Origin of the sequence: Citrobacter sp. wls711, assembly GCF_005281055.1 — a bacterium.
In the GTDB taxonomy this organism is placed as follows: Bacteria; Pseudomonadota; Gammaproteobacteria; order Enterobacterales; family Enterobacteriaceae; genus Citrobacter; species Citrobacter gillenii.
Map to the genome: position 1 here is coordinate 76,249 of NZ_SZXC01000053.1, position 14,037 is coordinate 90,285.

12 protein-coding genes and 1 riboswitch are annotated in these 14,037 nt (G+C 52.4%); of the genes, 7 read left to right on the forward strand and 5 right to left on the reverse strand.

The annotated features are described in order from the left end of the window. Positions 1 to 366: 366 nt before the first annotated feature. The 3 genes from FDW98_RS16715 to dsbI are packed head-to-tail and all read left to right on the forward strand — an operon-like array spanning position 367 to position 3,547. On the forward strand, positions 367 to 2,163 hold the full coding sequence (locus FDW98_RS16715) for an aryl-sulfate sulfotransferase (protein ID WP_096755638.1): 1,797 nt from the start codon (positions 367 to 369) through the stop codon (positions 2,161 to 2,163). A 23-nt stretch (positions 2,164 to 2,186) separates the two neighbouring features. Then, a complete protein-coding gene (locus FDW98_RS16720) occupies positions 2,187 to 2,855 on the forward strand; it encodes a thiol:disulfide interchange protein DsbA/DsbL (protein ID WP_096755637.1) in 669 nt (222 codons plus the stop codon). A gap of 14 nt (positions 2,856 to 2,869) precedes the next feature. After that, positions 2,870 to 3,547, forward strand: coding sequence for a protein-disulfide oxidoreductase DsbI (gene dsbI, locus FDW98_RS16725; protein WP_096755636.1), 678 nt, complete (start codon positions 2,870 to 2,872; stop codon positions 3,545 to 3,547). A gap of 87 nt (positions 3,548 to 3,634) precedes the next feature. On the opposite strand, the gene ribB is transcribed toward dsbI, so the two are convergent. Next, positions 3,635 to 4,288 (reverse strand): 3,4-dihydroxy-2-butanone-4-phosphate synthase, encoded by a 654-nt coding sequence (gene ribB / locus FDW98_RS16730; RefSeq protein ID WP_096755635.1) that lies wholly within the window; start codon positions 4,286 to 4,288, stop codon positions 3,635 to 3,637. A 106-nt stretch (positions 4,289 to 4,394) separates the two neighbouring features. Continuing rightward, positions 4,395 to 4,544: riboswitch (FMN riboswitch) on the reverse strand. Between the two features lie 132 nt (positions 4,545 to 4,676). Between ribB and ubiK the strand changes: the two genes are divergently transcribed. Then, the gene (gene ubiK / locus FDW98_RS16735; RefSeq protein WP_135953046.1) at positions 4,677 to 4,973 is read left to right on the forward strand and encodes a ubiquinone biosynthesis accessory factor UbiK; all 297 of its coding nucleotides are present in this window, start codon (positions 4,677 to 4,679) and stop codon (positions 4,971 to 4,973) included. A gap of 33 nt (positions 4,974 to 5,006) precedes the next feature. Here ubiK and glgS read toward each other — a convergent pair whose 3' ends face one another. Further along, positions 5,007 to 5,213, reverse strand: a complete 207-nt coding sequence (gene glgS / locus FDW98_RS16740; protein ID WP_096755633.1) for a cell surface composition regulator GlgS — start codon at positions 5,211 to 5,213, stop codon at positions 5,007 to 5,009. 294 nt (positions 5,214 to 5,507) lie between these two features. Here glgS and FDW98_RS16745 point away from each other — a divergent pair, with 294 nt between their 5' ends. The 3 genes from FDW98_RS16745 to FDW98_RS23850 all read left to right on the forward strand — a co-directional run bounded on the left by FDW98_RS16745 (position 5,508) and on the right by FDW98_RS23850 (position 8,111). Next, positions 5,508 to 6,137, forward strand: a complete 630-nt coding sequence (locus tag FDW98_RS16745; RefSeq protein ID WP_096755632.1) for an OB-fold-containig protein — start codon at positions 5,508 to 5,510, stop codon at positions 6,135 to 6,137. Positions 6,138 to 6,160: 23 nt separating this feature from the next. Further along, complete coding sequence (locus FDW98_RS16750) at positions 6,161 to 7,840, forward strand: flotillin family protein (protein ID WP_096755631.1); 1,680 nt, start codon at positions 6,161 to 6,163, stop codon at positions 7,838 to 7,840. 211 nt (positions 7,841 to 8,051) lie between these two features. Continuing rightward, positions 8,052 to 8,111, forward strand: coding sequence for a type I toxin-antitoxin system Ibs family toxin (locus FDW98_RS23850; protein ID WP_226794648.1), 60 nt, complete (start codon positions 8,052 to 8,054; stop codon positions 8,109 to 8,111). A 124-nt stretch (positions 8,112 to 8,235) separates the two neighbouring features. On the opposite strand, the gene hldE is transcribed toward FDW98_RS23850, so the two are convergent. The 3 genes from hldE to FDW98_RS16770 all read right to left on the reverse strand — a co-directional run bounded on the left by hldE (position 8,236) and on the right by FDW98_RS16770 (position 13,984). After that, the gene (gene hldE, locus FDW98_RS16760; protein WP_096755629.1) at positions 8,236 to 9,669 is read right to left on the reverse strand and encodes a bifunctional D-glycero-beta-D-manno-heptose-7-phosphate kinase/D-glycero-beta-D-manno-heptose 1-phosphate adenylyltransferase HldE; all 1,434 of its coding nucleotides are present in this window, start codon (positions 9,667 to 9,669) and stop codon (positions 8,236 to 8,238) included. Between the two features lie 59 nt (positions 9,670 to 9,728). Further along, a complete protein-coding gene (glnE, locus tag FDW98_RS16765; RefSeq protein ID WP_096755628.1) occupies positions 9,729 to 12,569 on the reverse strand; it encodes a bifunctional [glutamate--ammonia ligase]-adenylyl-L-tyrosine phosphorylase/[glutamate--ammonia-ligase] adenylyltransferase in 2,841 nt (946 codons plus the stop codon). Positions 12,570 to 12,682: 113 nt separating this feature from the next. Continuing rightward, the gene (locus FDW98_RS16770; RefSeq protein WP_096755627.1) at positions 12,683 to 13,984 is read right to left on the reverse strand and encodes an inorganic triphosphatase; all 1,302 of its coding nucleotides are present in this window, start codon (positions 13,982 to 13,984) and stop codon (positions 12,683 to 12,685) included. Between the last annotated feature and the right edge of the window lie 53 nt (positions 13,985 to 14,037).

Sequence of the window (14,037 nt, forward strand, 5' to 3'; positions counted from 1 at the left end):
AACATTTAACGTTAAAAATTCACATATCCTTATTTCAACCTACCACTATAGTGGCACATTACAGAAACAAATAGATGATTTCGATCATATAAACCAACGGATGGAGCTAATTGAAAAACGTGTATTCAAAATAAAACAATGTCGAAAGGATCACACTCCAGAACAATAATTATTGTTCTGCAATTATCCCAACCCTACTATTAAAAAGCATTAATAATATAGATTATTGATAATTTATATATTTAAAGACAATAAATAGGTTTGATTTTAACACCTCCTAAAACGATATCATTTAATTATTATTCACGAAAAAACATAGTCCGTTCATATTGATTATGCTTATAAGTAATATAAGGAGATATATCCATGTTTAAACAATACCGTAAAACATTCCTCGTGGGTGCTATCGCTCTGACAAGCGGGTTGACCACCGTGAATTCTTTTGCAGCGGGATTTCAACCAGCACAACCTGCAGGAAAGTTAGGCGCAATAATTGTTGACCCTTATGGAAATGCACCACTTACCGCACTGGTTGAATTAGATAGTCACGTTATTTCAGATGTTAAAGTTACCGTTCATGGCAAAGACGAAAAAGGGGTTCCTGTTACCTATACCGTTGGCAAAGAATCGTTAGCTACTTATGACGGCGTACCTATTTTTGGTCTTTATCAAAAATTTGCTAATAAGGTTACCGTCGAGTTTAAAGAAAATGGCAAGCCGATGAAGGATGATTATGTGGTGCAAACCTCTGCCATCGTGAATCACTACATCGATAACCGCTCTATTTCCGATCTGCAGCAAACCAAAGTCATTAAGGTCGCCCCTGGCTTCGAAGACCGCCTGTATATGGTAAATACTCATACCTTCACCGCACAGGGGGCTGAGTTCCACTGGCATGGCGAAAAAGACAAAAATGCGGGCATTCTTGATGCCGGTCCGGCGGGCGGCGCGTTACCTTTTGACATCGCGCCCTTCACCTTTGTCGTCGACACGCAAGGTGAATACCGCTGGTGGCTGGATCAGGACACATTCTATGATGGCCATGACATGGACATCAACAAACGCGGCTATCTGATGGGCATACGCGAAACACCGCGCGGCACCTTTACCGCCGTGCAGGGCCAGCACTGGTATGAATTCGATCTAATGGGCCAGATCCTGGCAGACCATAAACTACCGCGCGGATTCCTCGATGCGTCGCATGAGTCGATTGAAACGGTCAACGACACCGTCCTGCTGCGCGTCGGTAAGCGCGACTACCGTAAAGAAGACGGTATACATGTGCAAACTATCCGTGACCAGATTATTGAAGTCGACAAATCTGGCCGTGTGATTGATGTCTGGGACCTGACAAAAATTCTTGACCCGCTGCGTGACTCGCTGCTCGGTGCATTGGATGCAGGCGCGGTATGCGTAAACGTGGACCTTGCACACGCAGGTCAACAGGCTAAGTTGGAGCCAGATACGCCTTATGGTGATGCACTGGGCGTGGGCGCTGGCCGCAACTGGGCACACGTTAACTCTATCGCCTATGATGCCAAAGATGATTCCATTATTCTTTCCTCTCGCCACCAGGGCGTCGTCAAAATTGGTCGTGATAAGCAGGTGAAATGGATCCTTGCGCCGTCTAAAGGCTGGAATAAACAGCTGGCGAGCAAGTTGCTAAAACCGGTAGATGCAAAAGGCAATGCGCTACAGTGCGATGAAAACGGCAAGTGCGAAAATACCGATTTTGACTTCACCTACACTCAGCATACGGCGTGGCTTTCCAGCAAAGGCACATTAACTATTTTTGACAACGGCGATGGCCGCGGACTGGAACAACCGGCGTTGCCGACCATGAAATACTCCCGTTTCGTCGAATATAAAATTGACGAGAAAAAAGGAACCGTCCAGCAAATTTGGGAATACGGCAAAGAACGTGGTTACGATTTCTATAGCCCGATTACATCAGTTATTGAATATCAAAAAGACCGTGACACCATGTTTGGCTTCGGTGGCTCAATTAATTTATTTGATGTTGGACAACCGACCATCGGCAAAATCAATGAAATTGACTACAAAACAAAAGAAGTCAAAGTTGAAATTGATGTCCTTTCCGATAAGCCCAATCAAACCCATTACCGGGCATTACCCGTTCGTCCACAACAGATGTTCAAATAATCACGGTGCATTAAGGATTAACTATGTCAGCTAAATGGATTACCTCATTATTTAAAAGCATGCTGTTAACCGCCGCTCTTGCGGTCCCTTTTGCGGCCTCAGCGTTTACCGAAGGCACCGATTATATGGTCCTGGAGAAACCGATTCCCAATGCCGATGAAACACTGATCAAAGTGTTTAGTTATGCCTGCCCGTTCTGTTACAAGTACGACAAAGCCGTTACCGGTCCGGTATCAGACAAGGTCGCCGATCTCGTCACCTTCACGCCGTTCCATCTGGAAACCAAAGGCGAATACGGAAAACAAGCCAGCGAAGTCTTTGCCGTGCTGATTGCCAAAGATAAAGCAGCGGGCATTTCCTTGTTCGATGCCAATTCGCAGTTTAAGAAAGCCAAATTTGCCTATTACACGGCCTACCACGACAAGAAAGAACGCTGGTCAGACGGGAAAGATCCAGCCTCATTTATCAAAACGGGCCTCGATGCCGCAGGCATGAGCCAGGCTGACTTTGAAACTGCGCTGAAAGATCCTGCCGTTCAGGAAACGCTGGAAAAATGGAAAGCCGCCTATGACGTCGCCAAAATCCAGGGCGTTCCGGCTTACGTCGTCAACGGTAAATACCTGATCTACACCAAGAGCATTAAATCCATTGATTCTATGGCGGCGCTCATCAGGGAACTGGCAACGAAATAAACAGGGATATACTTATGGCTTTCATAAAGGGATTGTGGCGAGATTTACGTACCGCCCCGGTAGAGACGCTGGTGAGATGGCAGGAACAGCGCTTTCTGTGGCTGTTGATGGCAGCTGCGATGGGCGGGCTGATTATTCTGGCGCACTCTTTCTTCCAGATCTATCTCTACATGGCCCCCTGTGAGCAGTGTGTCTACATTCGCTTTGCCATGTTTGTGATGGTGGCAGGTGGGCTGATTGCGGCAATCAACCCGAAAAATGTCGTTCTGAAGCTCATTGGCTGTATTGCAGCATTTTACGGCTGCATTATGGGTATTAAGTTCTCGCTCAAACTTAATGGCATTCATCATGCGGTACACAACCCGGATCCGGATTCACTTTTTGGCGTGCAGGGGTGTTCGACTGACCCCACCTTCCCGTTCAATTTGCCGCTGGCAAACTGGGCACCAGAATGGTTTAAGCCCACCGGTGACTGCGGCTATGACGCCCCCATCGTTCCTGATGGCGTGGTGCTCAGCAGCATGCAGAAGTGGTTTGTCGATCTCTATCAGCAGTCTGAAGGTTGGTATCTGCTGCCACCGTGGCAATTTATGAATATGGCCCAGGCTTGCTTGCTCGCTTTCGGTTTGTGTTTAGTGCTGCTACTGGTGATGAGCGGAGCCTGGGCACTGAAACGGGTCAGAGCAAAATAGCCAGGCCGTAATAACAAAAAACCGAAGCCAGAAAACTGACTTCGGTTTTTTATTGCCACCCCAACTGGCGTGGTAAAGCGTGTGCTATCAGCTGGCTTTACGTTCGTGCGCCTGACGGTAAGCGACTAAATCTTCAATCGTGACCACAGCCATATTATGCTTGCCTGCAAATTCGATGCACGCTGGCGCACGCGCCATGGTGCCATCATCATTGGTCAGCTCACACAGTACACCAGCCGGTTTAAAACCTGCCAGCGTCATCAGATCGATGGTTGCTTCAGTATGACCACCGCGGGTCAACACGCCGCCAGCCTGAGCACGCAGCGGGAAAACGTGTCCCGGACGGTTCAGATCGGAAGGTTTAGCGCCGTCTTTAACTGCCGCGCGAACCGTGGTAACACGGTCAGCAGCAGAAACACCGGTAGTTACGCCTTCAGCGGCCTCAATGGTCACGGTAAAGCCCGTGCCGTAAGCGCTGGTGTTATTTTCCACCATCATTGGCAGATCGAGCTGCTTGCGTCGATCTTCAGTGATGCACAGGCAAACAATACCGCTACCGTGACGGATGGTAAGTGCCATCTGTTCAACGGTCATGGTTTCTGCCGGGAAAACCATATCGCCTTCGTTTTCACGATCTTCGTCGTCAAGCACCATCACACCGCGTCCTTCACGCAGCGCAGACAGCGCATGTTCAACACGTTCGAAAGGCGTACCAAAAGAGGAAAGTAGCGTCTGATTCATGGTAAAAAAACCTCACTAAAATTATGGTTACCAGAATCAGGGCAGTCTTAGGAGTACCGTCTAAGCGGCAAAAAAATAACGTGAGCGGGTCCATGCCCGACTGGATCGTTACTCTCTCCCATCCGGACTCTAACCGTCGGCCCCGGAATTACACCGGATCTGCTGACCTTTTCGCGTTAACGAAAAGCGCTCGCGGGCTTTCAACATCAGTTGATTTACCGCCGGTGGGGAATTTCGCCCCGCCCTGAGAATAAGCGAGTTAACTATAACGCTATTGATTACCTTCATCAACGCCTTTGCTTGACTTCACTTCACACAATTCTGGTTTATGCCGCTGCCAGTTCGCACTACAATAGGCAGCAACACGTACCAGTTCAGGGAAACCACCATGATTGACCCGAAAAAAATTGAGCAGATTGCTCGTCAGGTCCACGAGTCGATGCCGAAAGGGATCCGCGAGTTTGGGGAAGACGTCGAGAAAAAGATTCGCCAAACGCTGCAGTCGCAGCTGACGCGCCTGGATCTGGTAAGCCGCGAAGAGTTTGATGTACAAACCCAGGTTTTGCTGCGCACCCGCGAAAAGCTCGCGCTGCTTGAGCAACGCCTGACCGAGCTGGAAGCGCGCGAGAAACCGGCTGAAGTGAAGCCTGCGCCTGCTATCCCGCCCGTCGATCCGCAAGCGTAAAAACGACAACGGGCCGCAAGGCCCGTTTATCTGTTAGTGTTCCAGCTCTAATTTTTTCGCCTCAGTTGCCTGCTGGCAATACAGCGCGTAGCGTTTGCAAAACCAACTGCGGTGCTCCTCATCCATGTTGCCAGTTACGGCCTGGATATCAACAGGGTGGCCCTCAGCCTGCATCCTGGCAAAACTCCGGGCCAGGAAATCGAAATTGTTCAGTGAATACATATTGCTGTTCATGAGCATACCCTCCAGTTATTGAATATCTGTTAAGGCCATATGCTTTTTCTGATTCCAGTATTTCCCTATACGCGAAGTTGTTCTGTACATAATGTGCGCAAATTGAGAGCTATGCTTCACACTTTCCTACGAAATCTGAGAGGGGGAAGAGTCCTTTTTCGGATTTAAGGATCAAGGGCGTCCATGCTATTGTAACGTTATGTAAAAGTAAGAGGTGAAACCATCACTTACGACACTATGCCCAAAATAACTTGAAGAATGACGGGTATATCAGGGAACGCGGTTACAGGAGGACGAGACTTGATTTTATTTGCGGAATATAACAGCCCCTACCTGTTTGCTATTTCATTTGTTCTACTTATTGGCCTACTGGAAATTATCTCGCTTATTTTTGGCCATTTTCTTTCAGGCGCGCTGGATGCACATCTCGATCACTACGATTCCCTGACCTCCGGCAATATTGGGCAAGCGCTGCACTATCTGAACATCGGACGCATTCCCTCACTTATCGTGCTTTGCTTACTCGCCGGCTTCTTCGGGCTCTTCGGCATACTCATCCAGCATGGCTGGGTCACGCTATGGCAAACACCGTTCAGTAACCTGTTGCTGGCCCCGATATGTTTACTGCTTTCGGTTTTCGCCGTGCATTACAGCGGGAAGGTCATTGCCCCCTGGATGCCCCGCGACGAAACTACCGCCCTCGCGGAGGATGATTTTATCGGCAACATGGCCATCGTCACCGGGCACTGCGCCGTTGCCGGAATGCCCTGTGAAGGCAAATTTACCGATAAGTTTGGCCAGACCCACTATTTGTTGCTGGAACCTGAGCCCGGGAAAGAAATTAAAAAGGGAGACAAGGTACTGATTATCTGCCGACTCTCCGCCACGCGTTATTTAGCTGAGCTAAACCCCTGGCCGAATGTTTTGTAGTTTTACTTTAAGGGAATAACAGAATGGATGATGTTTTTGGCATGCTACCTTCATGGATGTTTACCGCCATTGTGGCGGTGGTCGTCTTATTAATTATCGGTATTATCTTTGCTCGCCTCTACCGTCGCGCCTCTGCTGAACAAGCCTTTGTGCGTACCGGACTTGGCGGACAGAAAGTGGTGATGAGCGGCGGTGCGATCGTGATGCCCATCTTCCACGAAATCATTCCGATCAACATGAATACCCTCAAGCTTGAGGTTAGCCGTTCCACCGTCGACAGCCTGATCACCAAAGACCGTATGCGCGTTGACGTCGTCGTCGCGTTCTTTGTCAGAGTAAAACCCTCCGTTGAAGGTATTGCTACCGCCGCCCAGACGCTGGGGCAGCGCACCCTGTCACCGGAAGATTTACGTGCGCTGATCGAAGATAAATTTGTCGATGCCCTGCGCGCAACCGCATCGCAAATGACCATGCATGAGCTCCAGGACACCCGTGAAAACTTCGTTCAAGGCGTGCAGAATACCGTTGCGGAAGACCTGTCAAAAAACGGTCTGGAGCTGGAAAGCGTCTCGTTAACCAACTTTAACCAGACGGAAAAAGTCCATTTCAACCCAAATAACGCCTTCGATGCCGAAGGTCTGACGAAGCTGACGCAGGAAACCGAACGCCGTCGTCGCGAACGTAACGAGGTTGAACAAGACGTTGAGGTTGCCGTGCGCGAGAAAAATCGTGATGCACTGTCACGTAAGCTGGAAATCGAACAGCAGGAAGCCTTTATGACGCTTGAGCAGGAGCAGCAGGTGAAAACCCGCACCGCCGAGCAAAACGCGAAAATCGCCGCGTTTGAGGCCGAACGTCACCGCGAAGCTGAACAGACGCGCATTTTTGCCGAACGCCAGATTCAGGAAACAGAAATCGAGCGTGAGCAGGCCGTTCGTTCGAGAAAAGTCGAGGCCGAACGTGAAGTACGCATTAAAGAGATCGAACAACAGCAGGTCACAGAGATTGCGAATCAGACCAAATCTATCGCCATTGCCGCCAAGTCCGAACAGCAGTCTCAGGCTGAAGCGCGCGCTAACGACGCGCTGGCGGAAGCCGTTCGCGCCCAGCAGAACGTAGAAACCACCCGTCAGACCGCAGAAGCCGATCGTGCGAAACAGGTTGCGCTGATCGCCGCCGCACAGGATGCAGAAACCCAGGCGGTTGAGCTGACCGTGCGCGCGAAAGCGGAGAAAGAAGCAGCCGAACTGCAGGCGGCGGCGATTGTTGAGCTGGCCGAAGCCACGCGTAAAAAAGGCCTGGCGGAAGCCGAAGCCCAGCGCGCGCTGAACGATGCTATCAACGTGCTTTCTGACGAGCAAACCAGCCTGAAGTTTAAACTGGCACTGTTGCAGTCCCTGCCAGCGGTTATTGAAAAATCCGTGGAACCAATGAAGTCTATCGACGGGATTAAAATCATTCAGGTTGATGGTTTGAATCGCGGTGGCGCAGTCGGTGAAGTCGCGACCGGCAGCATAAGCGGCGGGAATCTGGCAGAGCAGGCGTTATCCGCTGCCCTTGCCTATCGTACCCAGGCACCGCTGATTGATTCACTGTTAAATGAGATTGGTTTGTCCGGCGGTTCGCTTCACGCCCTGACCACGCCGTTAAACGCAACGGCAGGAGTCGATATTAACCATGAGGCTGCGGTAAAAGAAGAATAACAACGTTTGCCATGTTTCCCCCCATCCCTGGCCCGTAAAGCCGGGGATTTTTTATTCTGAAGCAGCGTTTTGCGTGGACGCTCCAGCAATAAGAAATCAGCAGGAGAAAGCCCTTGCCCGTGTCAGGTCGCTCACTAACAATCGCCTTGTTAGCAAGGGGCTGCAACGAGAAAGCCCCTCTCGAAGAAGGGGCTTTAATAAGGAAAGGGTTATGATGAAACGAGTCATCATACTGGTTGTGCTGTTACTGATAAGTTTCCACGCTTTCTAACAGTCAATCAGAGGGGGGAGAAATCCCCTCTCACCCTTATTCCAGTACTTTAGGTCGAAAAAACAGCAGCGTCAACAGCGGGAAGCGCGCCGAAACAAAAAGTACGACCCGTTTCCAGCATTCGTTATTTATCGCTATCTTTCTGGATCTTTTTGATGATATTGGTCGTTGAGCAGCCGTCTTCGAAGTTCAGCACCAGCACTTCACCGCCGTTCGCCCATACCTCTTCGCTACCCGCAATTTGTTCCGGCTTGTAGTCACCACCTTTTACCAGCAGATCCGGCAGAACACCTGCGATCAGTCGCTGTGGGGTATCCTCTTCAAAAGAGACCACCCAGTCGACGGATTCCAGCGCACCCAGTACGATCATCCGCTGCTCGAGCGGGTTGACCGGACGCGTTTCGCCTTTCAGGCGTTTGGTAGAAGCGTCGCTGTTTACTGCCACGATCAGACGATCGCCCAGCTGGCGCGCATTCGCCAGATAAGAGACATGGCCCGCGTGCAGGATGTCGAAAACGCCATTGGTCATGACCACTTTCTCACCGCGCTTGCGCGCGCTGGCCACGGCTTGTTTCAGCTCGGCTTCCGTCATCACACCAAAACCGGTATCCGCGCGACCACGCACGGCGTTTTCCAGTTCGATAGGCGAAACGGTGGACGTCCCCAGCTTACCCACTACCACGCCCGCCGCGGCGTTAGCAAAATAACACGCTTCTTCCAGTGAGTTACCCGCCGCCAGCGTTGCCGCCAGCACGCCAATAACCGTATCGCCGGCACCAGTCACGTCATACACTTCCTGCGCCTGGGTCGGCATGTGCAGCGGTGCTTTGCCCGGCTGCAGCAGCGTCATGCCCTGCTCGGAACGGGTGATCAACAGCGCGGAAAGATCGAAATCCGCAATCACCTTCATGCCACGTTCAACCAGTTCTTCCTCGCTTTTACACTTACCGGCCACCGCTTCAAACTCGGACAGATTTGGTGTCAGCAGCGTCGCACCGCGATAGCGTTCAAAATCAGTGCCTTTCGGATCGATAAGCACCGGTACGCCAGCCTTTCGTGCCAGCGCAATCATCTGCTGCACGCTGGCCAGTGCGCCTTTGGCGTAGTCAGAAAGTACCAGGGCACCGATAGAACCCAGCGCCTGGTTAATACGATCGTGCAGCGGCTGTGGATCTACACCTTCGAAGCCTTCCTCAAAGTCCAGACGGATCAACTGCTGGTTGCGGGAGAGTACGCGCAGTTTGGTGATCGTCGGGTGTGTCGGCACCGAAACGAAGTCACATTTCACGTTTACGTCCGCCAGCGTCTTACTCAGCGCACGCGCCGCATCGTCAATGCCGGTCAACCCCACCAGACGAGAATTAGCGCCCAGAGAGGCAATGTTCATCGCCACGTTTGCCGCGCCGCCAGGACGTTCTTCAATGGTATCCACTTTGACTACCGGGACCGGGGCCTCTGGTGAAATACGGCTGGTAGGCCCATACCAGTAGCGATCCAGCATCACATCACCGACAACCATGACTCCTGCACGTTCAAACTCTGGCAGCGTTACTTTCATTCCTGTCTCCTGAGAGATTCTCTGAGGGTCTTAAAATTTGCGCGCTATAATAGCACACTTCACTCGGCAACCAGCCACTTCTGCCAGCTGTCACGCACCAGTGCGCGCTCAGCGCTGAAGCACTCCGGCGCCACATGGCCCGGAAGTTCCTGCAAAGCAAGATGATGAAGTTCATCACGCAGCGTGGTATAGGCGCGGGTCAGCGCCAGGGCTTCTTGCTCTTCCATAATGTCGTTTTGTGCCAGTAATTCCAGAATGCGCACGTTATCTGACCAGCGTGTCAGTTTCGGTTTTTCATGGGCATAGCGCAGCACCAGATATTGAGTAATAAACTCAATGTCGGTGATCCCGCCTTCATCTGCTTTGATATCAAAGCGATCGCGATGCTTATTACCCAAATGAGCACGCATTTTCTCGCGCATTTCACGCACGTCGGTCTGCAACGTTTTTCCGTCACGAGCGAGCGTCATGATATCGCGACGCACCGCGTCAAACTGAGAGGTCAGCTGCGGGTCGCCATACACCACGCGAGCACGCACCAGCGCCTGATGCTCCCATGTCCAGGCTTCGTTGCGCTGGTAATCGGCGAAAGCCTCGGTTGATGTCACCAGCATGCCTGCGGCACCGGACGGGCGCAGCCGCGCATCCACCTCATACAAAATGCCGGAAGACGTGCGGGTACTGAAAAGGTGCATGATGCGCTGTGACAGACGCAGATAGAACTGCCGCCCGTCAATTTCACGCACGCCGTCAGTCATCACGTCCATCGGACAATCGTGCAGGAAGATCAAATCAAGATCGGAGCTGTAGCCCAGCTCCCAACCGCCCAGCTTGCCGTAACCGACAACGGCGAAACCGCGGCCCTCGCGATCGCCAAGGTGCGTTGGCTGCCCGTAGCGGGCGACCATTTGCGTCCACGCCTGCTGAACCACGGCATCGATAATGGCTTCGGCCAGCCATGTTAAGTGGTCGCTCACCTTCATCACTGGCAGCGTCCCGGCGATATCGGCCGCCGCAATACGCAGCAGTTGAGTTTGCTTGAACTGACGCAACGCTTCCAGTTGCTGTTCTTCGTCATCCTCCGGCACACGCAGCAGATACTGACGTAGCTCATCACGGTAGGCATCGGTTGCGGTGGGCTGATACAGGGTGTTCGGATCCAGCAACTCGTCCAGCAGCAGCGGATAGCGCGCCAACTGGCTGGCGACCATCGGCGAGGCGGCGCACAGCGAAATCAGGTGCTTCAGCGCGCCAGGGAATTCACTCAACAGCTCCAGATAGGTCGTACGGGTGACAATGCCCACCAGCAGCGGAGTAATACGCGACAGCGGCACCGAGGCATCAGCGCGGGAGCAAACATCGCTCAGCAAGTGCGGCATCAAATGATCCAGCACCTGGCGTCCGCGTGGGCCGATGGTGCGCTTATCCAGCTCTTTACGGAAATCGGCGATCAGGGTCAGCACGCGGCGCTGATCGTCTTCCGCAAGATGCGCCAGCACTGGCGTGGTGTCATCTTCCTGCAAAGCATCCTGCCACAGTTCGCGCCACTGTTCCGACAACGACTCTTCCTGGGTTTCCGTTTCATCATCACCGATTAACTCATTGAACACCCGACGCACGTTGCCCATGTGAACGTTCAGGACAGCCGTCAACTGCGACCAGTCATCTGCACCCATGGCCCATGCCAGACGCGCGCGATTTAGCTCATCGCCCGGCAGCGTCTGGGTCTGTTCATCGTTGATGCTCTGCAGCAGGTTTTCCAGACGACGTAAAAAGAGATAGGCACTTCGTAAATGCTCCGCATCGGTATCAGACAGTAGATGCAGCGCGTTGATGGCGCTGAGCGTAGGTAATAGCGCGCGGGATTGTAGCGATGGCTCACGCCCGCCGCGAATCAGTTGGAAGACCTGAACGATAAATTCGATTTCACGAATACCGCCCGCCCCCAGCTTGATATTGTCTTTCAGACCACGGCGGCGGACTTCACGGGCAATCATCCCTTTCATGTTACGCAGCGACTGGATCACGCTGAAATCGATATAACGACGAAAAACAAAAGGCCGCAGCATGGCGCGCAGTTCAGCGACGTAAGTACCGTCAGCATCCCCCATAATCCGCGCCTTAACCATCGCGTAGCGTTCCCAGTCACGCCCTTGCTCCTGGTAATAATCCTCCAGCGCCGAGAAGCTCAGCACCAGCGGACCGCTGTCACCAAACGGGCGTAAACGCATATCCACCCGATAGACAAACCCATCCATTGTCGGCTGATCCAACACTTTGATCAGCCGTTGGCCCATACGCGTAAAGAACTGCGCGTTATCCAGCTCACGCCGTCCACCCTGCGTCGATCCGTGTTCTGGCCAGGCAAAAATCAGGTCGATGTCGGAGGAAAAGTTAAGCTCGCCGCCGCCCAGTTTTCCCATCCCTAAAATCAGCAGCGGCTGCGGGACACCGTCAGGGTTGCACGGCGTTCCCCACTCACGACAGCAGGCGTCATACAGCCAGTCTCGTGCAGCGATAATCAGCGTTTCAGCCAGATGGCTTAACTGCTGCAAAATGCTCTCTTCCGTCACCCGCGACAGCGTCTGCGCCCAGGCAATTCGCACCATGATGCGACGGCGAAACAGGCGCAGCTCACGCATCAGCGCCGCTTCATCACCGACGTCAGCTAATGCTTGCTGCAACCAGACGTCATAGTGCTGCCATTCATCCGCCAGCGGCGGCGCGCTTTCCAGCTCTGCCAGCCACTCGGGATGGGCGATCACGCTGTCGCGAACAAAATCACTGAATGTGAGCACTGACTTCGCCTGCAGGCTGAGTGACGCTTCAGGTATTGCTGCTGGCAGCCGATCAACAACGGTCGGCCAGTACTGTTGTAACGGTGAAGAGAGCTGCTGCATTTACGGGTTATCCTTTAAATGATGCCGGATAGTGGCGTTTCGCCTTATCCGGCCTACAAGACATTTACGCCCATCGCGTAGGCCTGATAAAGGCATCCTGATCTCGGTCCTGATTATCGTTTACCGCTGTGCAGCCAGAACGGCTCCTCAGAGATCGCTTCATTACGATAATGTTCAATTTCAATATGTTGGCGCGTCATGATGGCATGACGTAAACCCTGCCAGGTCGCAATCCATTCCGATGCTACCTTCTCATCGTAATAGCCTGCCAGCATCAGAATACTGTCAATGTTTCGCGTCAGGCGCGGGATTTGGTCGGCATATTGATCGCCCAATGGCTGACCAAACACCGTTTTCAGTTCAGCCGCATGACGTGAAAGATGGGTATCAGAGAAACGCTTGAAGGAGTCGACGATTTTGACCTGCGCTTTCGCATCGAGGAACGGTTGCCACCCTTTAGTCACCAACCACTCGGTGAGTGCCAGTTTTGCCATTGCCGTTTGCGGGTTGTAAACCGCAGATACCGCAGAAGTTTCAGCAGCAATAATCGCTTCCGACTGGGTCAGCAAATCACGTAAGTGAGCGCTCGCTTTACGTGGAACATTCCCGCCAAACAGCATCAGGATGTGGCGTACCAGCCCCATCGCCGCCAATACTTCCGATTTGGCGCCTTTTACGCCGCGAACCCATAACTCCTCATGGAACTGCCATTGCGACAATGCCAGTTCCAGCGCGGCTTCAAGCCCCTGCTCAATGCTGGCCTTCGCCGGAACGTGCAGAATACTCGTCGGCTTCAGCTCGCGTGGGGCATTCCCCTGCGCAAGATGATAACCCCGTGCCGCCTTACTCAGGCTGCCCTGGCGTAACCCCTCATGGGCAACCAGCTGATGTGCCAGCTTCAGTACCGCACGGGTATCACCGCTTAGCAGCTCCAGTTCGAGCTCACAGATAGGTTCAGCGAACTCTCCAGCTTTCACTTCACCGAGATCGAGGGCGATTTCAATCTGGCTACCGTCAACCTCAAGCAGCCATTTCTCACGGTTAAAATCAGTGCTGAACAGCGGTTGTAGCTGAGAGGCGAGATCGGCTGGCAGTTCGCCATTTGGCCAAACTTCGGCGGGAAGCAGCGCAAGATCGAGTTCTGGCTCGCTCAACGCAACATTATACTCTGGTCGCTGATGCAACCCCCCCGTCACCCGTCCGGCAATTTTCAGGGTCATTTCATAACGACCGTTCTCACCGCGAATACGCAGCCCCATATCATGGCTACGCAACCACCCATCCGGCGTTTCATAGTAGATATTCAGCAACTGGCTGGGCGCATGATGCTCTCCCCCCAGCGTATTCAGACGTTCGCACAATGCATCAACAGCATCATTATTGACGATAAATTTTAATTCGATTTCCTGGGTCATGATCTTGTACTTATGGGTTATGTCACAGTTGAGAAAACAGACTGCGAACTAAG